Source organism: Mesorhizobium tianshanense (genome assembly GCF_007830515.1).
GTDB classification, from domain to species: Bacteria; Pseudomonadota; Alphaproteobacteria; order Rhizobiales; family Rhizobiaceae; genus Mesorhizobium; species Mesorhizobium tianshanense.
This window is the reverse complement of record NZ_VLKT01000042.1, coordinates 25,971-51,419: the sequence shown is the minus strand read 5'-3', so window position 1 is coordinate 51,419 and position 25,449 is coordinate 25,971. Positions and strand designations below refer to the sequence as shown.

Genomic DNA, 25,449 nt, shown 5'->3' with positions numbered 1-25,449 from the left:
AACCTCCATATGGTTTGAAGGTCCGTGGACCCTCGACCTGAAAGAGGTTGAATTCTGCAGGATACGAACAGCGTCGTAATTAAGCTCTCCCAAATAGTTCTCAAAACTTCCAAACGGGCTATAGATGCGCCGTATGCAGGGATCGCGCTTTGCCTTTGGTCCGTTCGTGCTTGATCCGGGTGCGGGAACACTCCTTCGGAACGATGTCCCCGTTGCCGTTAGCTACCGCGCGCTAAAGCTGCTTGCGGCGCTCGTCGGACGGCCCGGTGAAATCCTTGAGAAGGCCGAGTTGATGGACGCGGCGTGGCCGGGCACGGCCGTCGAGGAAGGCAACCTCACCGTCCAGATCGCGCAGCTGCGGAAGCTGCTCGGTCCGGTCGCCGACGGTGGTCAATGGATCGCCACGGTCCCACGCGTCGGCTACCGCTTCACGGGGGCTATCGAACAGCTCGGTGGCACGAAGCGAAAACCTTTGCCGCTGCCCGACAAACCATCGATAGCCGTGCTGCCCTTCGTCAATGTCAGCAACGATCCCGAGCAGGAATCCTTCGCGGATGGGTTGACCGAAGACCTGATCACCGACCTGTCCAGGATCTCCGGCCTGTTCGTCATCGCGCGCAACTCGGCCTTTGCCTACAAAGGAAAAGCGACGGACGTGCGCGAGATCGCGCTGGACCTTGGCGTGCGCTACCTGCTGGAGGGGAGCGCAAGGCGCGCCGCGGGGCGCGTGCGCGTCAACGCCCAGCTGGTCGACGCGGTGAGTGGCGATCATCTGTGGGCGGAACGCTTCGATCGCGGCCTGGAAGATATCTTTGCCGTTCAGGACGAGGTCACCGGCAAGATCGTGGAGGCGTTGCTCGGCCGGCTCAGCGCACCGCTGCCGCGCAATCGGCCCAAAAATCTCGAGGCTTACGATCTCTGCGTGCGGGCGCGCAAGCTGATGGATGATCAGCCGCAGACGGCGCGGGAAGCGCATCTGATGCTCACGCGCGCGGTTTCGCTCGATCCGGGGTACGCCGAGCCCTATCGCTGGCTTGCCATGAACCACTGGATGGGATGGGTGCATTCCGGCGGACCGACTGAATCTTCCCGTAGCCTTGCCTTGGAACTGGCGCGCAAGGCTGTGGCGATCGATCCCAACGATGCGGGCTGCCGCTGGGTCCTGGCTTACCTGCTTGCATATGACCGCAGCTTCGCCGAGGCGGATGCCGAATTCGCCAAGGCGATCGAGCTCGACCCGAACGAGGCTGATGCCTGGGCGGCATTATCCGACATCGCGGTCCTGGCCGGGCGGGTCGAGGAGGGCCTTGAGCACATTCGCAAGGCGTTCCGGCTGAACCCGTTCCCGGCAAGTTGGTACTATCTGACGCTCGGCCAGGCGCAATATGCGGCCGGCGAATACGAAGCCGCTGTCGAGACGCTGCGCAGGGACGAGACTTATCGGACAAGCTCACGCCGTTTCCTGGCGGCAAGCCTTGCCCAACTGGGCCGGCTCGACGAGGCGCGCGCGGAGGTCGAACTGTTCCTCGTCGGCAACCCGCATTTCACAACCCGCCACTGGGCCACGACGGAGCCATTCCGAGACGCTGGGACGCTTGAGCATTTCGTTGATGGCTTCCGCAAGGCCGGTCTTCCGGAGTGACGCGCGGGCGTGATCGAAGGCGCCGTCCTCGAGCATCTGGTTCGAGATGTCGATCAAGGCAGGCGTCGCTGTCACCTCGTAACGGCGCCTTCGCACCGTTTGTGCGACCTACTCCTCAAAGCGACCCGTAGCGTCACGATCGCGCTCGTATCGTCTCTTGAGCGGAAACGGCGGCAACCAGGATTCGCGACGGACGATCCAGCTTTCGTAGGTAGGCATCAGTTGGTCAGGGGCATCCAGGGACCCCAGGTGCACTTCGATTTCGTCTGCGTTGCGTGCGAAAACGGACGAGCCGCAGCGGGGGCAGAAAAACCGCCCGGCGTAGTCGCGTGTTTCGCCGTCGATCGTCACCGCATCCTGAGGGAACACCGCGGCAGCGTAAAACAGGGCCCCATGATGCTTGCGGCAGTCGAGGCAATGACAAAGGCCGACCCGGTATGGGAGTCCCGACGCCACAATTCGCACGTTGCCGCACAGGCAACCGCCGGTGAATCGGTCCATGCTGCGTCTCCTCCAAAACCAAGCGGTCGGAATGGCTACGACGAATGGCGCTGTCATTGCAATTGCCCGCTGCGGGCGGGGACGCGTCGTTCTTCCGTGGCGGGTAAGACCGGAGGTGGCAGATATCCCGCGCTTTATGTCATTTCAGATACGTCACCACGCCGATAGGCTGCCTTGGACAGACGAAGAAGAGAGGCGGCATCATGAAGGCGCTGATCGCCGGTGGCGGGATCGGCGGGCTGACCGCGGCCCTGTTCCTGCACAGGATCGGCATCGATGCCGAGATATTCGAGCGGGCCGGCGATATTCGCGAGCTCGGCGTGGGCATCAACATCTTGCCGCATGCCGTGAAGGAACTGGCGGCTCTCGGACTTCAGGCGGACCTGGACGCTCAGGGTATCCGCACGCACGAGCTCATCTACGCAAACCGATTCGGCCAAGCCGTTTGGCAGGAACTGCGTGGCATCGATGCAGGCCACCTTCATCCGCAATACAGCATACATCGCGGCAAGTTGCTGGGGCTGATCCACAAGGCGGTAATTGAACGGTTGGGCCGCGAAATTATCCGCACCGGCTGGCAAGTCGACGGCTTTCGCCAATCGGGAGGCGGCGTTGTGGTCGATCTCTCCAGCCGCGACGGCGAGCGCACCCACTCATCCGGCGACCTCCTGATCGGCGCGGACGGCATACACTCCACCGTACGCGCCCATCTCTTTCCCCAAGAGGGGCCACCCATCTGGAACGGCGTCATGCTGTGGCGCGGCTGCACAAGCTGGCCGACCTGGTGCGACGGCCGGGCGATGGCGATCGCCGGCGGCAACTTCGCGAAATTCGTGTTCTATCCGATCGCCGCCGATACCTCGCAGCCGGGCGTCCGCCTGACGAATTGGGCGGTGATGGCGCGGACAGGAATTCCCGGCACCGCGCCGCTCCGCAAGGAGGACTGGAGCCGGCCGGGCGTTCTGGCGGACGTTCTGCCTTTCGTGCGCGAGCGCTTCCGGTTGGATTTCGTCGATCCGGCCGAGATCATCCGGGCGACGCCGACGTTCTACGAATACCCCAATTGCGACCGCAACCCACTTGACCGATGGGCGTTCGGACGCGTGACGCTGCTGGGCGACGCCGCCCATCCCATGTACCCGGTCGGTTCCAACGGAGCGAGCCAAGCGGTTCTCGATGCGCGCAGCCTCGCCGAGAATCTGGTCGCCGAGACGTCGGTCGAGGCCGCACTTGCGGCTTATGACGCGGAACGCAGGCCGGCGACATCGGCCATCGTACTTGCCAATCGCGGGGGCGGTCCCGAGGGCGTCATCGACATGGTGGAATCTCGCGCGCCGGACGGGTTTGACGACATCGAAGCAATCGCGTCTCGTGACGAGCGGGAAGCTGTGGTACGCGGCTATGCGCGCCTTGCCGGCTTCGAGAGCCGTTCCCGCGTGTGACGGCGGCAGGAACCAGTTCTCACAGCTCGGCGTGCATGTCGCGGAAAAGCCTCGGCGCGACGCCGAAACGGCGCTCGAAGGCGTCCGCAAGGCGAGCAGGCGGGAACAGGCCGACCTGTACCGCAATCGACTTCAGCGAAAGCCCGCGCGACAACAGCATGCGCGCGGCATCGAGCCTGGCGATCTCGACGAAGCGGGCCGGCGTTTCCTCCGTCGCCGCCACAAACTTGCGATGGAAGGTGCGCTCGGTCAGGCCGGCGCGCGCAGCCAGCGAGGGCACGTCAAGCTGCGCGTCGAGGTTCGCCTGAATCCAGCCGATCAGGTCGGCGAACGGGCTGTCGCCCTTCACCTGAGCCTGCAGGAGTGGGCTGAACTGGGACTGGTAGCCGGGGCGACGAGCGTAGAGGATCAGCCGTTTCGCGACCTCGCCAGCGATCGCCGCGTCGAGGTCATGCGCGACCATCGCCAGCGCCATGTCGATGCCGGTGGTAACCCCGGCGGACGTCCAGAGACGTCCGTCGACCACGTAAAGCGCGTCCGGATCGACCGTGACCAACGGGAAGTTTTCAGTAAATGGCTTGCATGAGTCCCAGTGGGTCGCGATGCGATGACCGTCGAGCAGCCGGAACGCGGCGAGCACGAATCCTCCTGTGCAGACTGAACCGAAACGCTCGGCCTTCGCCGCTAATCCTGGAATTGCTGCCCGCAGGATCGGATCCGCCACTGCCGGCAGGAGTTGCTCCCGTTCCGCCCCCACGACCAGCACTGTGTGGGCGTCCCCCGGCCGAATCTCGGTGATCGGGCGGGTTTCCACCGCGACGCCGCTGCTGCTCTCGATAGCGCCGCCTTGTGTCGATACGAGCAGGACCTTGTAGAGGGCTGGCTTTCCCTGCTGGCTCAAGGCGCGATTGGCACCGTTGAAAACCGATGCGGGTCCCGACATGTCGAGCAACTCGAACCCGGGATAGACGATGAGGGCGACGTGGTGCATTGGCAGAAATTACCGCATCTTTGTCCTTTCTGCCAAGGGCCTCCACTGCTAGGTTAGACCGGTCGATGGAAGCGCCGGAACGCGGCCGGTCGCCTGGAGCCGCTTCCGTTCGTTCTTCTGGAGAACGCAGTGATGTCGAAATCCATCTTCGTCCGGGTTGGCTTGGCTCTCATCGTCCTTTCCTTGGCGGGTTTTGGCGGCTGGATGTTCAGCCTGCCATCGGCGACGGCGGCCAAAGAGGCGCCGCCCGTGCCGCAGGAAGAGACTGCCGCCATGCTGACCGCGCTCAAGCCTGCGGTGCGGGAGCGTCCGCTCGTCGCGATCATTGGTATCAACGACGCCACGGAGACCACCGATTATCTCATGCCGACCGGCATCCTGCGGCGAGCCGACGTCGCCGACGTGGTGATGCTGGCGACCGGACCGGGACCGGTGCAGCTTTATCCCGCGCTCAACGTCGAGCCGGACGCGACCATCGCACAGTTCGACGCCGCGCTTCCTGATGGAGCCGACTACGTCATCGTCCCCGCCATGAGCCGCGACGACGATCCGGCGGCGCTCGCCTGGCTCAAAAGCCAGGCGGAGAAGGGCGCGAGGATCATCGGTATCTGCGCCGGCGCCAAGGTCGTCGGAGCGGCCGGCCTGCTAGACGACAAGCGTGCGACGACGCATTGGTACTATCTCGTCGAGATGCTCAAGCGCAGCCCGACGATCGAATACGTGCCCGACCGGCGCATGGTATCTGACGGCAGCGTCACGACCACGACCGGCATCACGGCGTCCATGCCGATGATGCTGACGCTGATCGAGGCAATCGCCGGTCGAGCCAAGGCGGAAGCAGTCGCGAACGATCTCGGCCTTGCGAAATGGAATGCACGGCATGCAAGCGGTGCGTTCAAGCTGACGCGTCCGTTCGCGACGACGGTACTTGCCAACAGGATGGCCTTCTGGAACCGCGAAGAGTTCGGCATCCGCCTCGAGCCGGGCATGGACGAGGTGTCGCTTGCACTGGTGGCCGATGCCTGGTCGCGAACCTACCGGTCGAGCGCCGCGACCTTTGCTGTCGCGCCGGATGCCGTCGAGACCCGCAACGGCATTCGCGTCATCCCCGACCAGTCAGGCCGGAATTGGCCAGAAGACCGGCAAGTGCCGACGTTTTCCGATCGGAAGCCGGCGGAGGCGCTCGACCGGGCGCTCGAGGCGATCACAGCGCGTTACGGAAAAAGCACCACAAGCGTGGTCGCCATGCAGCTAGAATATCCGCGGCAAGAAACGGTCCGCTGACGGATCGCGGCCCCGCCAACAGCTCAAGTTGAGAAAAGTCTCCATTCGGCTGTCGTGAGAAGCGCCGGTCTTTCGTCCTTCCGGATACGCCACCGACCCACGCATAGGAATTCCAAGGAGAATCCGCCATGCAAGAACTTGAACCTGCCAGCAATGGATACGCCGAAGCTGCCGAAGGCCTGCGCCTCTACTACGAAATCTACGGCGAGGGCGAGCCGATCGTCGTTCTTGCCGGCGGGCTTATGCCGATCAGGACCACTGCGCAGATCACCGGACCCCTGGCGGAGCGGCGCCAGGTCATCGCCATCGACCTCGAAGGCCACGGCCGTACCGGTCTGCGTGATACACCCATGAGCCACGAAAGAAACGGCGACGATGTCGCTGCGGTCTTGCGCCACCTCGGCATCAGCCAAGCCGACGTCGCCGGTTATTCCCATGGCGCTGATGCTGCAATCTGGATGGCCATCCAGCACCCGGCGATGGTGCGCAACCTGATCGTGATCGCCACGGGCTTTGCGCGTGACGGCTGGTACCCGGAGGCGCAGGAAGGCATGAGCGCCGTCAACAGCTCCCTCGCCGAGCAGATGAAGGCCACACCGATCTTCGAGGGTTACGGCCACCCCGACCAGTTTCCGCTGTTCGTCGACCGGATGGGCGAGCTTATGCGACAGGACTGGAACTGGCGTGAGGAAGTGCGTGCCCTGCCCATGCCCGTGCTGCTGATCTTTGCCGATCACGATTCCGTCTCGATGCAGCACATCGCCGAGTTTTTCGCCCTGTTCGGCGGTGGCATCCGGGAACCGGGCTGGATCGATCCGCAGTTTTCGCGCGCGCGGTTGGCGATCATTCCGGGCTATTCGCACTACAATCTCGGCCAAGGACCGGAGGTGGCGCAAGTGATCGAGAGCTTCCTCACGCGACCGACGTCGCCAGCGACGCAATTCGCACCGTAGCAACCGGGCCAGTCTTATGGTTCCGGTCAAACCCGGATCAGTTCACGCCGCCATCCGCCAGGATCGTGCGGCCGGTGATCCAGCCGGCATCGTCCGAGGCAAGGAAGGCCACGATCCCTGCGATATCCTCCGGCTGACCGATGCGACCGAGCGGCGTCATGGCGCGTATCTGCTCGCCCCGTTCAGCGATGATCGTCGTCGTCATGTCCGTTTCGATCACGCCCGGAGCCACTGCGTTGACGGTGATGCCCTTTGGGCCCAACTCACGCGCGAAACCGTGGACGAGCGTGATGACAGCCGCTTTGGACGCAGAATAGACGGAACTGGTCGGGATCGGGTTGCAGGCGAGGCGCGACGCAAAATGGACGATGCGTCCGCCCGGCGAAGGCAGGAGAGGTGCGGCTGCCTGTGTAAGCAGGATCGTTCCCAGCACGTTGGTGTCGAAGATCGAACGGTAATGGGCCTCGTCGATTCTGGCCAGCGGCAGGTATGGCCCGATGCCGGCCGTGTTGACCAGGACGTCCAGCCGTCCGAAAGCCTCGTAGGCTCCGCGCACGATGGTCTCGGCCTCGCCGGGCTTCGAGGTGTCTCCGGCGAAGCTTTTCGCTTGACCGCCGCTCGCGGCGATTTCGGCGATGATCGCGTCGGCCGCACCGGCCGTGCGATGGCCGATCGCGACGGCTGCGCCCAGCCCCGCGAAGCGGCGCGACACCGCGGCGCCGATGCCGCGCGATCCGCCGACCACCAGAACGACCTTGCCTTCGAAAGCCTTGGAGTTGGTCATGCTGTCCTCCTCGCGCTGCCTCAACGCGTCTGCGCCCAGGCGTCGGCCGGTACGCTTTCGCGCAGAGCCTCGTCTGTCCTGCGGTCCACCGGTTTCGCCGCCGCTTCGACGACACGACGGGCGAACTCGTCCAGATATGCGGCGCGACCCTCGTCGCCGACCCGCGGCGCGCCATAGGCGACGAAGGGCTCCTCGACCGAATAGCCCATATATTGCAGGGTGAGGCGCTGCGTCTGCCACAGCACCTTTTCGATCTCGCCATAGACGCCATGGGGACCGAAACGGGCCGTCGTGCCGCCGGTCGTCACGGAGAGCAGAGCCCGGCGTCCCTTGAATACGCCGGTATCGAAGCGCCGGCCGTCGACATAGGCGAAGCCGTAGGCCAGCACGCGCTCGAACCACCCTTTCAGGATTGCGGGCGGGCCGCCCCACCACAGCGGGAACTGCAGAACCAGAAGATCGGCTGCGGCGACCCGCGCCTGTTCGCGCGCGATCTCCGGAACGAAGGCCTCTTGCCTTGCAGCCAAAACCTGCTCGCTCTGGTAATGGAACCGATCCGGATCTGCGATAGTCGAGAAGTCGTGCCGTCCGGCCTCCGGATCGAATCTATCGGCGTAGAGGTCCGACACCGTCACCGTGTGCCCGGCGGCCCGGAGGGCGGCTTTCGCACGCGCCACCAGCGCCGCGTTGAACGAGGTTGGTTCGGGATGCGCGTAGACGATCAGAACGTTCATGAACGCACTCCGGTCAGAAGTTCACGCGATCGGCGCCCTTGAGATCGAGGATCGCACGCGCCTCGGTCGGCGTGGCAACCTCGAGGCCGAGGCCTTCGATGATCTCACGGATATTGAGGACCTGTTCGGCGTTCGAGCGGGCGAACCTGCCCGGACCGATCCATAGCGAATCCTCCAGCCCGACACGAACGTTGCCGCCGTTCGCCGCGGCGATCGCGGCGATCGGCATCTGATTGCGGCCCGCGCCCAAGACCGACCACCGGTAATCGTTGCCGAACAGCCTGTCGGCGGTACGCTTCATATGCATGACGTCTTCCGGATGCGGGCCGATGCCGCCAAGGATGCCGAAGACGCTCTGGACGAAGAACGGCGGCTTCACCAGGCCGCGCTCGACGAAATGGGCGAGTGTGTAGAGATGACCGATATCGTAGCACTCGATCTCGAAGCGGGTGCCATTCTCCGCGCAGGTCGTCAGGATGTTCTCGATGTCGGTGAAGGTGTTCTTGAAGATGCGGTCGCGCGATCCTTCGAGATACGGCCGCTCCCAGTCGTGCGAGAATTCCCTGAAGCGCTCCAGCATCGGAAACAGGCCGAAATTCATCGAGCCCATGTTGAGGGAAGCGACTTCCGGTTTGAATGTGGCGACCGGCTTGAGCCGTTCCTCGATCGTCATCGTCGGAGCGCCGCCGGTGGTGATGTTCACCACGCAGTCGGAACGCTGCTTGATGATCTTCAGGAACGGTTCGAATCGTTGCGGAGACTGGTCGGGCAGACCTGTCTCCGGATCGCGGGCATGCAAGTGCACGATGGCCGCGCCGGCTTCCGCCGCCCCAACGGCGGCATCGGCGATCTCTTCGGCGGTGACCGGCAGGTGAGGCGACATCGACGGCGTATGGATCGACCCGGTGACCGCGCATGTGATGATGACTTTTCGTGGCGCCATGACGTGACTTTTCCTCTCGATCGTCCAGGTTCAGGCGGCGAGGTTGAGTAGCCCGGCCGCATTGGCCGAGATCATCCTGGTGATATCCTGGCGCGGCACCTGGAGGTCGAGCATCATCGAGACGATCATGCGATAGCCGTCTACCGGCTTCGGCGCCTGGGTCAGGCCGAGGTCGGATCCGAAGATGGTGCGCTCGACGCCCGCCACTTCGATCAGATGAAGCAGGTCCTGGCCGTCATGCTGTTTGGCGCGGCTGGGTACGAACATGCAGATCGAGTGCTCGATATAGGCGCCGAGCGAGACCAGGCCGCGAATGTCCTCGTCGGAGCATCCGATGATGTAGGACGGGTGGTTGACGAGCATCTTCTTCACGCCGCGCTTCTTCGCCTCCTCGAACAGCACGAAGAGTTCGCTGACGTGGAGATGGCCGCCGGCCAGGATGATGTCGCCCTCCGCGATCAGGTCGCATATCTGCTTGGCCTCGTCGATGAGCTTGCCGTTCGCATCGAGCACCGTGAGCGGGGACGGCGGCAGCATCGGCTTGGCGGTTTTCGGGAAGCTCTTCGCCGCATAGGCCGCGATGTGGTTTTTCGCCGCGAATGTAGGAAACCAGACGATCTTGCCGCCGAGCTTGATCGCATGGTCGACCGCGTGGGGGTTGACGCCGCCGGAGGCATTGTTGAGCGCTACGCCCGAGAAAAGCTCGATATTGGCGTCGGGATAGATGTCCTTCAGCACAGCGCAGTGCGGCATGCCGATGTAATAGTGGTCCTTGTAGAGCAGCGCCTTGAACCCGGCGTCGAGGGCCATCTTGAAGGCCTCGTGATGGCCCAGGATGCGCGGCATGGCGGCCGGACCGGAGTGGCAGTGCAGATCGACCGCTCCGACGAGCAGGTCGGCGACCTCGGCCGCGCGCGAAGGTTCCATCGGCGGCAGCGGCACGATGGTCGGATAGTTGGTGGTTGTGTCAGCCATCTTTCTGTTCCTCGTTCTTGAGATTTCTCCGGCTTCAGCCGTTGGCGACCGAGGCGATGTCGCCATAGGCCTTCATCGCGGCCTGGCGCATGAAGCCCTGGTCGGAGGCGACGATGAAAGCGCTTGCGCCCATGCCTCGGAACCGCGCCGCCTCTTCGGCGCTCGCGACCATGACAGCGACAGGTTTGCCGGCTCGCTTCGCCGCGGCGAAAATCCTGTCGCAGGCGTCCCGCACCTGTGGCCCGTCCATCCCGGTTGCTCCGAAGGCCACGGTCAGGTCGCCGCGACCGATGAAGACTCCATCCAGGCCCTCGGCCCCCAGAATGCCGTCGAGGTCCTCGAGCGCTTCCGGGTCCTCGATCATCGCGATGAACGTGACGGCCTCGTCGCCTGCCTGGACGTGATCCCAAATCCCGACCGCGCCGAAACTGCCGGCGCGCGTCGTATTCGAAAAGCCGCGCCTACCCCCGCGGTAGCGGCAGGCGGCGGCTATGTCTCTCGCCTTTGCGGGAGAACTGACATGCGGCACCAGAACGCCTGTCGCGCCGTCGTCCAGCACCGAGAGAATTTTTGCCGCCGTCGGTTCGGCCACGCGCACCAGTCCGGCGGTGCCCGAAGCGCGCGCGGCGAGCAGCCCGCCATCGATCGCGACGCGATCCCAGGGCGCATGTTCCTCGTCGATCACCACGAAGTCGAAGCCGACCGCGCCTAGAATTTCGATCGGATGGGTCGCGGGAGTCTTGACGAAAGTGCCGACGAGGTGCTCGCGGTCGAGGAAGCGCTGACGAAAATTGCGGCGTTCGGTGGTCATGCTGTGAATTCTCCCTGGCTATGGATCTCACCGCATCGGCAGCATGGCGTGCGGAAGGAACAGTGAAACGGCCGGTACGGCGGCGACGAGAAAAAGCACGAGCAGACAGATGCCGATCAGCGGCACGGACTCTTTCGCGACATCAGTCAAGGGTTGGCCCGACGCGGCGCAGACGATGAACAGCAGGATGCCGACCGGCGGCGTCGCCATGCCGATCACCACGTTAAGCACCACCATCATGCCGAACTGCACCGGATCCATGGCGATGATCTTGTTGAACTGCAGCAGGATCGGCATGGTCAGGATGAGGATCGAGATCGGCTCGAGGAACATCCCGAGCACGAGCAGCGCAAGGTTCAGCATGATCAGGACGACGATCGGGTTCTCGCTGACCGACAGCACCGCGGAGGCGATCGTCGTCGGCACCTGCTCCAGCGTGAAGACGAAGGCAACGATGCTCGCCATGGCGGTAATGAAGAGTATCGAGGAACTGACCAGCGTCGCCGCGACCAGCGACTCCCAGACGCGCCTCAGCGTCAGGTCGCGGTAGGCGAAGCCGACGACGAGGGCATAAGCGACCGCAACCGCCGCTGCTTCCGTCGGCGTGAACACGCCCGCCTTGATCCCGACGACGATGATCAGGGGCAGGACCAGTGCGGGCAGGGTTCGGATGGTTGCCTGGCGTCGCTCCGCCCAGCGCATCTTCGGCGTGACGGGAAAGCCGTCCCGGCGCGCGCGCCAGCCGGCATAGATCAGAAGTCCTGCGGCCAGGAGGAGTCCGGGACCGACGCCGGCGATGAAGAGCTGGCCGATCGAGGTGCCCGAAAGAACGCCGTAGATGATCATGGTGATCGAGGGCGGGATAATCGGACCCATGATCGAGCTGACGCCGACCAGCGCTGCCGCATAGGCCGGTGGCATACCCTGTTTGCGCATGGCGGGAATGAGGATCGAACCCAGCGCCGAGGCTTCGGCCGTGGCGCTTCCCGATATGCCTGCGAAGAAGCCGCTGGAGAGCACCGTCACCGAGGACATGCCGCCCTTGCGATGGCCGACCATGGCGCGCGCGAAGACCACGATGCGGTCGGTGATGCCGCCGACGTTCATGAGCATGCCGGCGAGCAGGAACAGCGGAATGGTCAGCAGAATAAACTGGTCGACGCCGGCCATCATGCGCTGCGGGAACGCCAGGACGATCGCGCCGTTGCCGCTCATATAGAGGTGGATCATGCCGCCCACCCCGAGCGCGAGCGCGATCGGCACGCCCGTGGCGAGCAGCAGGAAGAAGGCGCCGAAGAACGCTCCCATCCATCAGGCTCCCGGGATGCGGTCGAGGCCGGAATCGGCACGACCGGCCCTGAGGTCGCGGGCCTCGATGACGATCGCGGCGATCATGTGCAGCGCAAGAAGCGCCGAGCCCATCGCGACCGAGACATAGACCCAGAAGATCGACAGGCCGACGCCATGGCCGATGAGCGACATGGCGATGAAATCGACGGCCGGCACGATCTGGCCGCCGAAGCGTGTTGCGTAGTCATAGCCGTTGATCGCCATCAGACAGAGGAAGACGAGGATCGGAATCGTGACGATCGCCTTGAGCACGAGGCGTGCATGGGGCCTCAGCATGAGCGGCACCACGTCGACAGCGACGAGCTCACCGCGGTGATAGGCCATGCCGATGAAAAGGAACGTTTGCCAGATCAGCAGGTAACGGCAAATCTCCTCGGCCCAGATGAAGGAGGCGTTGAAGATGTAGCGCGCGACGACCTGCGCGATCATGATCGACACGATCGCCAGCATGGAAATCCCTGCCAGGAAGCGGATGATCTTGACGTACCAGCCCAAGAGCCCGCTCGGCCATGCCGCTCTTTCCTCGTTGACATCCATTCGGAATCCCCAGAGGCGAATAGAGGGTATCCGCGGGCAGCCGGACGCTGCCCGCGGCGTTGTCGCATCGCGGCAGCGCGCTCAGATCAGCGCGCGCGCCTGCCCGACGAAATCCTTGATGAGCGGCGACGTCGAACTCCACTGCTCAATGATCGGCTCGACCTTCGCCTGCATCCCGGCGAGATCTTCGAGTTCGAAGATCTGAACGCCCTTGGCACGCAATTCGTCACGGCCCTCATTGTCCTGCTTCTTGGTGTATTCGAGCGTCGGCGCGATGGAATCGCGGCCTGCCTGCTTGATCGCCTGCTGGATTTCCGTCGGCAGGCCGTCGAAGAAGGTCTTGTTGATCGCGATCACGTGGTGCCACGGATAGTGACCGGTGAGCGTGAAGTTCTTGCCGACCTCCCAGAGGTTCTCACCCAGCATGGAAGAGACGTTGATCTCGACGGCGTCGATGACCTTGGTCTCGAGCGCGCCGTAGACCTCGCCGTAGGGCAGGCCTATGGGCGCCGTGCCGACGCCCTCCCAGATCGCCTTGTGTAGCGGTACGGGCAGGATGCGCGTCTTCAGCCCGGCAAAATCCGGCACCGACTTCACTTCCCGGGTGGCGCACAGGAAATGGCGCTGTCCAATGTCGGTGGTCTGCAACCCGACGAGGCCGGCCGGCTCCAGATCGTCGAGCAGCTTCTGGCCGATGTCTGCCGTCGCGATCCGCGAAAAATGATCGTAATCCTTGATCAGGAAGGGAAGCTGGTACGCGTCGAGCGCGTTGCGCCCGGTCACAAGGGGAAACAGGACACCGCTGCAGCCGCACAGCTCGTTGGTGCCGGCGATAGCGGATTCGAGATTCTGCCGGTCTTCGCCGAGCTGCCGGTTGGGAAAGATCGTTAGATTGGTCGCGCCGGGAACCAGTGCTTCGAGGGCCTTCTTGAACTCGACGGTCGCGATATGACCGGGATGAATTTCATTCGCGGCGTGCGCCAGGCGCATGTTGATGGCAGCGGCACGAGAGATGTTGGGCATTGCAAGCGTCGCGGTGGCGGCGCCCGCAAGGGTTATCACCCTGCGGCGAGTCAGCATAACGTCTCCTCCTGTTTCGTTGTGCAGAACGTTGTTTCGTTTATAATTCATGCGCCCCGCATTGCTGTCAAGCATGTGTCGGAAAGAAGTTAGCTGCACTGCAACAAGCACTGCCCACTTGACACAGGGCCGATGAGAGTGCGTTCTTATGTGCATATTTTTGTTCCGTACAGCGGAACGAATAACGACCTTGTGTCACGCTGCCCTGGAGTGAATGCAGATGTATGATTCAAGCGACCCGAGATCGCGTATGGCTGCCGCTGCAAAGGCGCCCTCCATCTCCGGCCACTACACGCCGGCCGAGTATGGCCTGTACTACGAGGAAGACCCGCAGGAGACCGCGGCCGATACCAGGACCTGGATGTCGCGCGGGCAGAACTTCCTCGTGGCCTATTCGGAGGCCGAACCCGGCGCCGTGCTCGAGCGCAAGGGCCAGATCGACGAATATGTGCTGCTCCTGCCCGACAAGGGAAAAGGCGCAGTGATCGATGCGCCGGAAGGGCGGACGGTAGCCGAAGGCTTTTCACTGGTCATTCTACCCCCGGGCGATACGCGGATTGCGCTGCCGGACGGCGGGCGCATAGCCCGTATCTTTTCAACCCGGTCGCCGGACCTGGTGGCCCGCTGCTCCAACGCCGCCTCATTCGCCGCCGAGCATCCGCGCATTCCGCCCTTCGAGCCGTGGCCGGAGCCGCCGGCGGGCTACAGGGTGCGCGCCTACAGCCTCGACATCCCGAAGGAGCCAGGCCGCTTCGGCCGCATCTTCCGCTGCACCACGCTGATGGTGAACTACCTCGACCCTCAACAGGGACCGCGCGACGTCACCAAACTGTCGCCGCACCATCACGACGATTTCGAACAGGGGTCGCTGGCGCTCGACGGAGCGTTCACGCATCACCTGCGCTGGCCTTGGACCACCGACATGACCGCCTGGCGCGAGGATGAGCATGCGTATTGCAAGTCGCCCTCGCTCGCCGTCATCCCGCCGCCTGCCATCCACACCTCACGCGGTATGGAAGAGGGTCTCAATCAGCTCGTCGACATATTCTCGCCGCCGCGCGCCGACTTCTCGAAACAGCCAGGTTGGGTGCTCAACGCCGATGCGTATCCCATGCCGCCGGAGGCCTGACATGGCTTGGCTTTCACCGGACAGCGGCAACAGTGCCGGAAACCCCGGGCCGTCGAAGGCTTCTTGTCTCCCGGCCGTCCGAACTGCATATCTCGCGCCAGCCCGTAATGGACGGGCGGCGTGATTGAAGCCATCCGGTTCGGAGACGACGATGCTGGACGACAAAGACACCAGGCGCGAAGGCAGCGGGGTACAAGCCGTCGTATTTGCGCTCAACATCCTTGAATATGTCGCCCAGTGCCAGACCTCCGTCGGTGTATCCGAGCTTGCGCGCGCCTTCGATACCACGAAGAGCCGCATACACCGCCATCTCCAGACGCTGGTCACGGCCGGCTACCTGATCCGCAACGAAGAGAGCGAGCGCTACATGATCAGTGCCCGCCTCATGGCGCTGGGTCAGGCCGTCTCCGAAAGCTTCGAACTGGCTTCCGCGGCGCGGCAGACCGCGCGGGAATTGCGCGACCGGTTAGGCCACGCGGTCGCCATCAGCCAGCCCGAAAAGGAAGGCAACCGCATTCTGCTGCTCATGCCCAGCCGCTCCAACATCGATATCAGCGTGAAGCCGGGCTCGATCCTGCAATTCCATACCAGTGCGCAGGGAAAGCTTACTCTCGCCTTCGGAGACGCGATGCTTCTGCCGCAGGTGATGAGCGCCAGGCTCGATATGCATACACCCTACACGATCTCCGATCCCGAAAAGCTCAAGACGGAAATCGATGCGGTGCGAAGGCGTGGTTGGGCGGTTGCGCCCAATGAAGAGATGGTGGGACTCAATGCCCTGGCCGCCCCAATTTTCGATGCATTGGGCCACTACGTCGGCGCCGTTGCAATAACCGACTCCGTTCAGTTCATCGGTGAAGCTCCAACGACAGAGCAGGTCAGGCAGATCCTCGATGCAGCGAATCAAATCTCAAAGAATCTAGGTCATCGGCCGAAGGCCGGTGAAGCGCGACAGGTATCTCATGCAGATGAAAACCTCTCCGGGCCGTAGGCCGACAGAAAGCCGTCCAAGTGATGCTCCAAAAGCTCGGAGTGAGGCCAAGCGGCGGCTCCTTGAGACACTGTTCGCGGACTATCCCGTTTCGATCACCGCAGCACTAGGGGTCTTGATAATCTTCCTCCTGGCATTGTGCTCCTGAGATCCGGTGCCGCGAGCTCGCTGGGAAGCTGGACCTTTCAGCCAGGATCGGCACTATTCCACGCCAGACCGGCGTTGCAAGCTGCCAACGCGCTCAAAACCACGGCCACCACTCTCAGTCGTCTCACCGCACAATCGGCTCGCTATGTCCCGCCTGCTCCCGCATGCCGTTCGGCTTTGATGGAGGACAACCAAACTCGTGCAACTGCGGCGATGACCGCGAGCGTCGCTTTTGTTCCGTTCGCCTCGCCCTTCTCAAAATCCCCCTCGGTTTGCGCCATGGCATTCGTCACATGCGCAAAGCACACGACAGGGCGGTGTGTAGCCGCGGCAAACGCGTACAAAGCCGCGGCTTCCATCTCGACGGCGAGGGCGCCCAGATCCCGCGCGGACGCGATCGCGGTCTCGGTTTCGCGGTAAGGAGCGTCGGTCGTCCAGGTCGAGCCGCGGTGGACGACAATGCCGGAAAGCCCCGACAGAGCGTCTTCGATGCGAGCGATAAGGCTTGCGTCTGGCGCCTCGGCGAAGATTGCCGGCGGCAGATAATGATAGCTCGTCCCCTCGTCCCGGAGAGCGCGGTCGATCAGGACAAAGTAGGGCGTGGGTCCGTTGTCGGTGATCTGGCCGGCGGATGTGACGCTGACGAGCAGCCGGCAGCCGGCCGCAAAAAGCTGCTCGGCCACGAGCACCGCAAAGGAGGCGCCCACCGCGCAGCCGACGATGCCGATCTCTCCGACGCCATCGAGATCGAAGACAAGAAGCTCGGTATGATAACAAGCCCACCCCTGGTGTGCGCGGCCCTGTCCTGCAAGTTTGAGGTGCCGCACCACGTCGCCGTCGGGATCGAGGACGCACACCAGAGGGACCGCGACAAGCGGCAGTCCCTTCTGCCGGCGCGCCTCGCGCAACAGCGCCTCCGGCCGGAACACGGAAGGAGAAGCATGGTCCTTGTCGTTCACGATCGGCCATGCGGTCTTCTGATCCATGGGACTCGCTCCGCGTGTTCTGTTTCAGGCGGCCGTTTCGACCGGCAGGCCGGCGGCTTTCCATTCGGGATAGCCGTCCTCGAGCCGACGGACGAGATAGCCCCGCTCTCGCAAGGCGGCGACCGCTTCGAACGAGAGAACGCAATAGGGGCCGCGGCAATAGGCGATCACTTCCCGATCCGCCTGTAGCTCGCCTAAGCGACGCTCCAGCTCGGCCAGCGGGATGTTGAGGGCGCCCGGGAGATGTCCGACCGCAAACTCATCCTCTGGCCGCACGTCGAGAACCGTGACCATGCCGTCATGCAGCCTCGAGACGAGGTCGTCTCGCGACACGGGCTCCATCGCATCGCGAGCGCGGAAGTAGTCGGCCATGACGCGGTCGACTTCGGCCACGTTTCGCTCGCCGACGCGGCCGAGCGCCTTGATCAGCGCCACCACCTCGGCGTCGCCGGCGAGGCTGTAGAGCACGTGCTTGCCGCGGCGCTCCGTCTCGACGAGGCGCGCCCGCCGCAGGATCTGCAGGTGGCGCGACGTGTTGGCGAAACTCAGATGGGCTCGCGCGGAGAGGTCCTCGACGCTGCGCACCCCCTGCGCGAGGTGCTCCAGAAGCTCGAGCCGATGCGGATGGCCGAGCGCCTGAGCCACTTCGGCAAGGCTCGCGTAGATCGCCTGTTTTGGTCCGGTGCTTGACACGGCTTCTCCTCAGTGAAACATTCAGCGGAATGATTGAATGTTTTAGCCTTTCGTAGCGAGGAGCGCAAGACCATGATCCTTCGCCAATTCCTTCACACCGATCCAGTCGGCATCTCGTACCTGTTCGGTTGCGGCGGCAAGGCAGCCGCAGCCGTCGTCGATCCGGCCGGCGACATCGATTTCTACCTGCGCGCCGCCGAAGCCGCCGGCATGCGCATCCACTTCGTCGTCGACACGCATGTTCATGCCGACCATCTCTCCGCCGGCCGCGCGCTCGCCGAAGCGGCGGGCGCCGCATACGTGCTCTGGGCGGAGGCGGATGTTGCGTTCCCGTTCAAAGGCATGCGCGACGGAGAGGTCCTCTCGCTCGGCAACGTCACCGCAACCGTCCTGCACACGCCCGGTCACACGCCGGAGCACATCTGCCTTCTCGTCAGCGACCGCACGCGTGCCGACGAGCCGTGGTTCGTGCTGACCGGCCACACGCTGATGGTCGGCGATCTCGGCCGCACCGAACTCGCCGTCAGCGCCGAGCAAGGCGCAAGGGATCTCTTTCGCAGCGCCGGTCGGCTCAAGGCTCTTCCCGATCATGTCGAGGTGCTCCCCGGCGCCTATGCCGGCTCGGTCTGCGGCCGGCGCCTGAGCGGCAAGCCCTGGTCGACCATCGGTTTCGAGAAACGCCACAACGAGGCCCTCCGGATCGAGGACGAAGCCGCCTTCATCCGCTTCATGCTCGCCGAGATTCCGCCGGCTCCGCCCGAGGCCGCTGCGCTCCGGGCCGCCAATTCCGCCCTGGCTGCGGCGGCGGCCTGACCCATGGACGAAGCGGCATCAGTTCCAGGCAGGGCGGGTTCACCCGTCAGGCTCGGCCTTAGGGAGAACTGGCCGCAATTCGCGCTGCTCGTCGTGATCAACGCCTTTGTCGGCGGCATGGTCGGGATAGAACGAACGGTGGTGCCGCTGATCGGATCGGAGGAGTTCCACGTCACGTCGACGACGCTCATCGTCTCCTTCATCGTCAGCTTCGGCGTCGTCAAGGCCCTCGCCAATCTGGTCTCGGGCCAGCTTGCCGACGCGTGGGGCCGCAAGCGCGTGCTCGTTTTGGGATGGCTGGTCGGCCTGCCGGTGCCGTTCATGATCATCTGGGCGCCGACCTGGGAATGGGTGATCGCGGCCAACGCGTTGCTCGGCATCAACCAGGGGCTCGCCTGGTCGATGACCGTGATCATGAAAGTCGATCTCGTCGGACCGAAGTCGCGCGGCCTTGCCGTCGGTCTCAACGAGTTCGCCGGCTATCTCGCCGTCGGGGTGACGGCGTTCCTGACCGGCTATCTCGCCGCGCAATACGGACTTCGGCCAGTGCCGATCTATCTCGGCATCGGCTATGCGCTCCTCGGTGCCGGACTGTCGATCCTGCTCGTGCGCGACACGCGGGACCACGTTCGGCTGGAGGCTTCGTCCCACGCGCAGCAGTCCGCGCCGATCAGCTTTCGGCAAGTCTTCGCGCTCACCTCGTTCAAGGATCGCAACCTGTTCGCCGCTTCGCAAGCCGGTCTCGTCAACAATCTCAACGACGGCATGAGCTGGGGCATTTTCCCATTGTTCTTCGCTTCCTTCGGCCTCGGTGTCGAGCGCATCGGCATCCTCAAGGCGATCTATCCCGCGACATGGGGTGTCTTGCAGGTCGTCACAGGCCCCTTGAGCGATCGCTGGGGGCGCAAGGGCCTGATCGTCGCCGGCATGTGGGTTCAGGCCGCCGGTCTGTTTCTCACCGCGGCGACGCGCCAGTTCGAGGGGTGGATCGTCGGCAGCCTCCTTCTCGGCCTCGGCACGGCGATGGTCTACCCGAGCTTGATCGCGGCCGTCTCCGATGCCTCGCATCCGACCTGGCGCGCCCGCTCGCTCAGCGTCTACCGGTTCTGGCGGGATCTCGGCTACGCGATCGGTGCGCTCTCCGCCGGCCTCATCGCCGACAGTTTTGGGCTGTCATGGGCGATCACATCGATCGCCGCGCTGACGTTTCTCTCGGGTGCGGTCGTGGCTGTCGTGATGAACGAATCGGATGCCTCGCGCGCGTCCCATCCGTCCTCGAGGAGGACAACATGACAGCGGCGGCGGATCGTCTGCCCGAGCAATTGATCCGGCGCAAACTCGCCGTGCTGCCTTTGTGGCTTATATTGGAATTGGCCGCGACAGGCGGTTTGCCGGCGCACGGAAAGAGCCGAAGGCATTCCGTGTAGAAGCCGCAGAGCCGCCAGCAGCTTAGAACGGGCTCTGCCGAGCCCCATGAGACGAAGGAGGATACCATGACGTTGATTTCACTGACGCGCGTGGCCGCGCTCGCCGCCACTGTCGCCGCCGGCGCGACGGCTACAGCCGCCGCGCAAACGGCCGCAGCCGATCCGCACCATCCCGATACAGCGGTCGCACAGGCGGCGCCGTCTCCCGAGCCTGGAGATACGGCGGGACAAGACCAAGGTACACAGCCTGCTCAACCCGGCATGATGCCTCCCGGAATGATGGGCCAGGGCATGATGGGCCAGGGCATGATGGGCAAGGGCATGGGTCAGGACATGATGGGCGGGATGATGCAGCCCGGCATGATGGGCGCAATGCCGATGATGCGCATGCGCGGGCACATGATGAAGATAATGTTCGCCATTGCCGACACGGACGGCGACGGCGGGCTCTCCTTCGAAGAGATCTCGGCCATCCATAAGCGAATCTTCGACAAGGTGGACGCCGACAAGGACGGCAAGGTAACGCCCGAGGAGGTTCAGGCATTCATGCGGGAGTAGCTACGCGCAAGCCGGTCGCCGGGCGCGACGGCCTCCGCGGCACTACCGACCATGCTGACCGTGATGGAGTTCGTCAATGCAAAAGGTTCTGATTCCGATTTTCGCGGCGGCGAGCGCCGCACTCGCGCCTGGCGCGGTGTTGGCGCAGGCACCGTCAGATGCTGACCGGTACGCTTACGGGCAACATATGATGTGGGGTGGAGGCTGGTTTTTCGGACCGCTGTTCATGATCCTCTTCCTCGCCGTGCTGATCGCAGCCGTGGTTATTCTGGCCCGCTGGGCCGGCGGGCCATGGCAGATAACCGTTCCACCGCATCACGCGCCGCCGGGCCGCACACCGCTCGACATTCTCAAGGAGCGCTTTGCGCGTGGCGAAATCGACAAGGACGAGTTCGAGGAACGGCGCCGCGTGCTCGGCGAATAGGACGTCCTTGTCGAACGATCTATGCTTGCCGGAGTCGCCTTCCGACTGGAGCCCGGTCGAAGGGCCGAAGAAAGGACGCCTGTGCAGATCCTGCTCATTCTGAATGACCCGCCCTATGGTACCGAGCGGTGCTACAACGGCCTGCGCCTTGCTCTTGCTCTCCTCAAGAACGAGCCCGGAACCGCCGTCACCGTGTTCCTGATGGCCGACGCCGTCGTGGCCGCGAAGGCGGGCCAAAAGACTCCGACGGCTATTACAATGTCGAGCGCATGCTGAAGGGGGTGATTGCCGGCAAGGGACAGGTGTTCCTCTGCGGCACCTGCATGGATGCGCGCGGCCTGGCTGACACCGAGATGATGGCTGGCGCGCGACGCAGCAGCATGGCGGAACTCGCTGCCGTGACGCTCGCTGCCGACAAGGTACTGGTATTCTGACCAACCGCTGAGGAAGCTCCCGGACATGACGCCGATCTATCTCGATTACAACGCGAGCACGCCGATCGATCCTTCGGTCACGGCCGCCATGCGGCCATATTTGGATGAAGCTTTCGGCAATCCGTCGAGCGGCCATTGGGCGAGCACGCCGGCAAAGGCTGCGCTGGAGAAGGCCCGCAGCCAGGTTGCCGGACTGCTCGGCTGTGTACCCGACGAGATCGTGTTCACGAGCGGCGGCAGCGAGGCCAACAACCTGGCGATCAAGGGCACGTTCTTCGCGCTGAGGCACAAGGGCGAGCACATCGTCACCACCACGGTCGAGCATCCGGCCGTTCTCGCTCCTTGCCGTTTCCTCAAGCAGCTCGGCGCGGCAGTGACCTATCTGCCGGTCGACAGCACGGGCCGCGTCGATCCCGAGGATGTGCGTCGTGCCATCACGCCGCGCACCATCCTGATCAGTGTCATGCACGCCAACAATGAGGTTGGCACGATCCAGCCGATCGAGGAGATCGGTGCGATGGCGCGGGAGCATGGGGTTCGATTTCACACCGACGCAGCGCAGTCGGTCGGCAAGATTGCAACCAAGGTCGACACGCTTGGGGTCGATCTGCTGACCATCGCCGGCCACAAGCTCTACGCGCCGAAGGGTGTCGGTGCGCTCTATGTCCGCGGTGGCGTCACGCTTGAGCCGCTGATCCATGGCGCGGGTCACGAACAGGGCCGGCGCGCCGGCACTGAGAGCGCCTTGCTCGCGGTCGGCCTTGGCGCCGCCTGTGCGCTCGCCAGCGACCTGGAGCCGATGGCCCGCGTCCGCGCGTTGCGGGATCGCTTTTGGGACGCGCTGCAGGAAGGCTTCGGCGACCGGGTCGCGCTCAACGGGCACCCTCATCATCGCCTTCCCAACACGCTCAGTGTTTCATTCGTCGGCATGATCGGCGCCGAGCTGCTTTCACGTCTCGACGGCGTTGCGGCGTCGATCGGTTCGGCGTGTCACGCCGGCCGGGTCGAGCTCTCCCCAGTGCTGACGGCCATGGGCGTGCCCGAGAAGATCGGCATGGGTGCGGTTCGCTTCAGTCTTGGTCGGGCCACGACCGAGGCTGAAATCGACACCATCGTGGATCAGCTTCGAGCAGTCACGGTCCGATCCGTCACCGGTTAAAGCGTCGGACCCAAAAAGATGGCATCGCCCATCGTTGCATCATAAGGCCTGTCGCGCCGGCGGCTCTTTCGCCGCCGTGGTTTCCTCTGGACTGAGGGCGCCCGGCCGGAGCTTGAACAGGATCAGGAGCGGTCCGGCGACGAAGATGGAGGAATAGGTCCCGGCGAGGATGCCGAAGATCATCGCGATCGTGAAGGACTGGATGACCTCGCCGCCCCAGATCGAAAGCGCCGCCAGCGCAAACAGCGTGGTCACGCCGGTCAGGACCGTTCGCGCCAGCGTCTGGTTCATCGACAGGTCGAGCAGTTCGGCGATCGGCATCTTTTTATAGCGGCGCAGATTCTCGCGGACCCTATCATAGACAACAACCGTATCGTTGATGGAATAGCCAACGATAGTCAGGATCGCGGCTATCGAGGTCAAATTGAACTCTATGCCCGCGACGACGTAGAAGCCGACCATCAGGATCACGTCGTGGAACGTCGAAATGATGGCGCCGAGCCCGAACTGCCACTCGAACCTGATCCAGATATAGACGAGCATCGCCAGCAGCGAGGCGAGCACGCCCATTGTGCCGTTGAACGCGAGTTCGGAGGACACTGTTGGACCGACAACCTCGATGCGGCGGAACTCGTAGTCGCTTTCGAGCGCGCTTCTCACTTTCGCAACGGCGGACTGTTCGGCAATGTCGCCGCCCCCCTGGGTGCCGATGCGGATCAGCACATCCCGGGTCGACCCGAACTCCTGCACCTGCACCTCACCCAGTTCGAGACCCGTCAGCCGTTCTCGGATGTCGCCGATGTCGGCCTGCTGGCCCTTCGCCTGCACCTCGATGCTCGAGCCGCCGCGGAAGTCGATGCCGTAGTTCATGCCGACCGTAAAGAACAGCGCGGCCGAAGCGGTCGACAACAGCAAGGACAGCGTAAAGGCGTACTTTCGGAATGCCATGAACGGTACGCGCGTGTCGTCGGGCACCAGGCGCATGACACCATTGGGCATCGCTTTCGGGCGCTGCCGGCGAAGCCAGAACGCGACCAGCCAGCGCGTCAGCGTGAAGGCCGTGAACACGGTGGTGACGATGCCGATGGCGAGTGTCACGGCAAACCCCTTGATCGGCCCGGAGCCGAGGAAGAACAGGATGACGGCGGCAATCAGCGTCGTCACATTGGCGTCGACGACCGTCGCCAGCGCCTGTCTGAACCCTGAATCCATCGACTGCACGATCGAGCGCCCTTGGCGGCTCTCTTCGCGGACGCGCTCGAAGATGATGACGTTGGAATCGACCGCCATGCCCATCGTCAGCACGATGCCGGCGATGCCAGGCAGAGTCAGCGTCGCGCCGAGAACGGACAGGACGGCGATGATCAATGCGACGTTGGCGAGGAGCGCGATATTCGCGATCAGTCCCAGTCGCCCATAGGCGAACAGCATGAAGCCGACGACCAGGAACCCAGCGATGATTGACGCGAACTGGCCCGCCTCGATCGAATCGCTGCCGAGGCTCGGACCGACGGTGCGTTCCTCGACGATGGTGAGGTCGGCAGGCAGTGCGCCGGCGCGCAGCAGGACCGCGAGGTCGTTCGCGCTCTCCACCGTGAAACTGCCGGATATCTGCCCGGTGCCGCCCAGGATCGGTTCGCGGATCTGAGGCGCGGAGATCACCTCGTTGTCGAGGATGATCGCGAACAGGCGCCCGACATTGGCCTGAGTAGCCTGACCGAAGCGGGTGGCGCCGCGGCTGTCGAAGCGAAACGAGACCACCGGCTCGTTGGTGCGCTGGTCGAAGGTTGCCTGCGCGTCGACGAGGTTTTCGCCGGAGACGATGATCCGGTTCTCGATCAGATGGGGAACGAGCGGCTCGTCCGTCGAATACAACACCGTCGAGCCAGCCGGCGGGCGGCCGGAGATCGCCTCCTCGACCGGAATCGACTGGTCGACCATCTGGAAGGTCAGCTTCGCTGTCTGTCCGAGAATATCCTTCAGCCGCTGCGGATCCTGCAGGCCCGGCACCTGGACCATGATGCGGTCCGATCCCTGGCGCTGGATGATCGGCTCGGTCGTGCCGAGCTCGTTCACGCGCCGGCTTACAACCTCGATCGATTGGGTCAGCGCCGCGGCCACCCTGTAGTCGACCCCGGCTTCGGTCAGCGTAAAACGCAGCAGGCCCGGTTCCGGCTCGGCCATCTCCATCTCGGTCACGGAGCCGCTCATGAAAAGGCCGGTCGAGATCGGCTGCGTCAGCCTTTCGAGCGCGCTCTTCGCAGCTTCGATCTGACCTTGGTCGCGAATGCGGACCTGGATGAAATTGGCGGTGCCGGTAAGCCCGGTATAGCCGATCTGGGTATCGCGCAGCGATGTGCGGATCTCGTCGCGTGCCGATTCGAGGCGTTCGTTGGCGAGGTCCTGCCGATCGATCTGGAGCAGGATGTGCGAGCCGCCCTGCAGGTCGAGCCCGAGCGTCAGCTGCTGCTTTGGCAGCCAATTCGGCAGCGATGCCAGAGTGGAGGCGGGAACCAGGTTGGGAGCTGCGTACAGGATACCGGCCAGGACCGTCAGCCAGATCAGAATGGTCTTCCAGCGCGAAAAATGCAGCATGTTCTTGTCCGTTCAGCCCATATCGGGCGGAAACCGCCTCCGACAAGAGCTTTGGCGTTCCGATCG

At 63.9% G+C, this 25,449-nt stretch carries 24 protein-coding genes and 1 pseudogene; 12 read left to right on the top strand and 13 right to left on the bottom strand.

Annotated features, from left to right (window positions below):
* Positions 1-133 precede the first annotated feature (133 nt).
* On the top strand, positions 134-1,642 hold the full coding sequence (locus tag IQ26_RS27765) for a winged helix-turn-helix domain-containing tetratricopeptide repeat protein (protein WP_145721578.1): 1,509 nt from the start codon (positions 134-136) through the stop codon (positions 1,640-1,642).
* Between the two features lie 108 nt (positions 1,643-1,750).
* Here the strand turns inward: IQ26_RS27765 and IQ26_RS27760 are convergent, their stop codons facing one another.
* Entirely contained in the window at positions 1,751-2,143 is a 393-nt protein-coding gene (locus IQ26_RS27760; RefSeq protein WP_145721560.1) for a GFA family protein, read from the bottom strand.
* A 203-nt stretch (positions 2,144-2,346) separates the two neighbouring features.
* Between IQ26_RS27760 and IQ26_RS27755 the strand changes: the two genes are divergently transcribed.
* A complete protein-coding gene (locus IQ26_RS27755; protein WP_145721559.1) occupies positions 2,347-3,585 on the top strand; it encodes a flavin-dependent oxidoreductase in 1,239 nt (412 codons plus the stop codon).
* Positions 3,586-3,604: 19 nt separating this feature from the next.
* On the opposite strand, the gene IQ26_RS27750 is transcribed toward IQ26_RS27755, so the two are convergent.
* Positions 3,605-4,576 carry a GlxA family transcriptional regulator gene (locus tag IQ26_RS27750; protein WP_145721558.1) on the bottom strand — a complete coding sequence of 324 codons (972 nt, stop codon included), beginning with the start codon at positions 4,574-4,576 and terminating at the stop codon, positions 3,605-3,607.
* 132 nt (positions 4,577-4,708) lie between these two features.
* Between IQ26_RS27750 and IQ26_RS27745 the strand changes: the two genes are divergently transcribed.
* Positions 4,709-5,860 (top strand): DJ-1/PfpI family protein, encoded by a 1,152-nt coding sequence (locus IQ26_RS27745; RefSeq protein ID WP_145721557.1) that lies wholly within the window; start codon positions 4,709-4,711, stop codon positions 5,858-5,860.
* A 128-nt stretch (positions 5,861-5,988) separates the two neighbouring features.
* On the top strand, positions 5,989-6,813 hold the full coding sequence (locus IQ26_RS27740; RefSeq protein ID WP_145721556.1) for an alpha/beta fold hydrolase: 825 nt from the start codon (positions 5,989-5,991) through the stop codon (positions 6,811-6,813).
* Positions 6,814-6,850: 37 nt separating this feature from the next.
* Here the strand turns inward: IQ26_RS27740 and IQ26_RS27735 are convergent, their stop codons facing one another.
* From IQ26_RS27735 to IQ26_RS27700, 8 genes are all read right to left on the bottom strand, one after another.
* Entirely contained in the window at positions 6,851-7,597 is a 747-nt protein-coding gene (locus IQ26_RS27735; protein ID WP_145721555.1) for an SDR family NAD(P)-dependent oxidoreductase, read from the bottom strand.
* Between the two features lie 20 nt (positions 7,598-7,617).
* Positions 7,618-8,331: an NAD(P)H-dependent oxidoreductase gene (locus tag IQ26_RS27730; protein WP_145721554.1), complete on the bottom strand. Its 714-nt coding sequence runs from the start codon at positions 8,329-8,331 to the stop codon at positions 7,618-7,620.
* Between the two features lie 13 nt (positions 8,332-8,344).
* Positions 8,345-9,274: a 3,5-dioxohexanoate:acetyl-CoA acetone transferase gene (gene kce / locus IQ26_RS27725; protein ID WP_145721553.1), complete on the bottom strand. Its 930-nt coding sequence runs from the start codon at positions 9,272-9,274 to the stop codon at positions 8,345-8,347.
* A gap of 30 nt (positions 9,275-9,304) precedes the next feature.
* Positions 9,305-10,249 carry a DUF6282 family protein gene (locus IQ26_RS27720; protein WP_240547265.1) on the bottom strand — a complete coding sequence of 315 codons (945 nt, stop codon included), beginning with the start codon at positions 10,247-10,249 and terminating at the stop codon, positions 9,305-9,307.
* A gap of 34 nt (positions 10,250-10,283) precedes the next feature.
* Positions 10,284-11,060 (bottom strand): HpcH/HpaI aldolase family protein, encoded by a 777-nt coding sequence (locus IQ26_RS27715; RefSeq protein ID WP_145721552.1) that lies wholly within the window; start codon positions 11,058-11,060, stop codon positions 10,284-10,286.
* A 27-nt stretch (positions 11,061-11,087) separates the two neighbouring features.
* On the bottom strand, positions 11,088-12,368 hold the full coding sequence (locus IQ26_RS27710; RefSeq protein ID WP_145721551.1) for a TRAP transporter large permease: 1,281 nt from the start codon (positions 12,366-12,368) through the stop codon (positions 11,088-11,090).
* Between the two features lie 3 nt (positions 12,369-12,371).
* On the bottom strand, positions 12,372-12,947 hold the full coding sequence (locus IQ26_RS27705) for a TRAP transporter small permease (protein ID WP_145721550.1): 576 nt from the start codon (positions 12,945-12,947) through the stop codon (positions 12,372-12,374).
* A gap of 81 nt (positions 12,948-13,028) precedes the next feature.
* Positions 13,029-14,027, bottom strand: a complete 999-nt coding sequence (locus IQ26_RS27700; RefSeq protein WP_162458091.1) for a TRAP transporter substrate-binding protein — start codon at positions 14,025-14,027, stop codon at positions 13,029-13,031.
* A gap of 250 nt (positions 14,028-14,277) precedes the next feature.
* On the opposite strand from IQ26_RS27700, the gene IQ26_RS27695 reads away from it, so the two are divergent.
* On the top strand, positions 14,278-15,156 hold the full coding sequence (locus IQ26_RS27695; protein ID WP_240547264.1) for a cupin domain-containing protein: 879 nt from the start codon (positions 14,278-14,280) through the stop codon (positions 15,154-15,156).
* A 151-nt stretch (positions 15,157-15,307) separates the two neighbouring features.
* Complete coding sequence (locus IQ26_RS27690) at positions 15,308-16,147, top strand: IclR family transcriptional regulator (protein ID WP_145721547.1); 840 nt, start codon at positions 15,308-15,310, stop codon at positions 16,145-16,147.
* Between the two features lie 290 nt (positions 16,148-16,437).
* Here IQ26_RS27690 and IQ26_RS27685 read toward each other — a convergent pair whose 3' ends face one another.
* Both IQ26_RS27685 and IQ26_RS27680 read right to left on the bottom strand, forming a co-directional pair.
* The gene (locus IQ26_RS27685; RefSeq protein ID WP_145721546.1) at positions 16,438-17,280 is read right to left on the bottom strand and encodes a nucleoside phosphorylase; all 843 of its coding nucleotides are present in this window, start codon (positions 17,278-17,280) and stop codon (positions 16,438-16,440) included.
* 24 nt (positions 17,281-17,304) lie between these two features.
* Positions 17,305-17,973 (bottom strand): ArsR/SmtB family transcription factor, encoded by a 669-nt coding sequence (locus tag IQ26_RS27680; protein WP_145721545.1) that lies wholly within the window; start codon positions 17,971-17,973, stop codon positions 17,305-17,307.
* A 72-nt stretch (positions 17,974-18,045) separates the two neighbouring features.
* On the opposite strand from IQ26_RS27680, the gene IQ26_RS27675 reads away from it, so the two are divergent.
* The 6 genes and pseudogenes from IQ26_RS27675 to IQ26_RS27650 all read left to right on the top strand — a co-directional run bounded on the left by IQ26_RS27675 (position 18,046) and on the right by IQ26_RS27650 (position 22,788).
* Positions 18,046-18,786, top strand: a complete 741-nt coding sequence (locus tag IQ26_RS27675) for an MBL fold metallo-hydrolase (protein WP_145721544.1) — start codon at positions 18,046-18,048, stop codon at positions 18,784-18,786.
* A gap of 3 nt (positions 18,787-18,789) precedes the next feature.
* Positions 18,790-20,079 (top strand): MFS transporter, encoded by a 1,290-nt coding sequence (locus IQ26_RS27670; RefSeq protein WP_145721543.1) that lies wholly within the window; start codon positions 18,790-18,792, stop codon positions 20,077-20,079.
* Positions 20,080-20,279: 200 nt separating this feature from the next.
* The gene (locus IQ26_RS27665) at positions 20,280-20,771 is read left to right on the top strand and encodes an EF-hand domain-containing protein (protein ID WP_145721542.1); all 492 of its coding nucleotides are present in this window, start codon (positions 20,280-20,282) and stop codon (positions 20,769-20,771) included.
* A gap of 76 nt (positions 20,772-20,847) precedes the next feature.
* Complete coding sequence (locus IQ26_RS27660; RefSeq protein WP_145721541.1) at positions 20,848-21,195, top strand: SHOCT domain-containing protein; 348 nt, start codon at positions 20,848-20,850, stop codon at positions 21,193-21,195.
* Between the two features lie 21 nt (positions 21,196-21,216).
* Positions 21,217-21,629 (top strand): annotated as a pseudogene (locus IQ26_RS41625) (DsrE/DsrF/TusD sulfur relay family protein).
* Between the two features lie 25 nt (positions 21,630-21,654).
* Positions 21,655-22,788, top strand: a complete 1,134-nt coding sequence (locus IQ26_RS27650; protein ID WP_145721540.1) for a cysteine desulfurase family protein — start codon at positions 21,655-21,657, stop codon at positions 22,786-22,788.
* Positions 22,789-22,827: 39 nt separating this feature from the next.
* Here IQ26_RS27650 and secDF read toward each other — a convergent pair whose 3' ends face one another.
* Entirely contained in the window at positions 22,828-25,383 is a 2,556-nt protein-coding gene (gene secDF / locus IQ26_RS27645) for a protein translocase subunit SecDF (protein WP_145721539.1), read from the bottom strand.
* Positions 25,384-25,449: the final 66 nt, after the last annotated feature.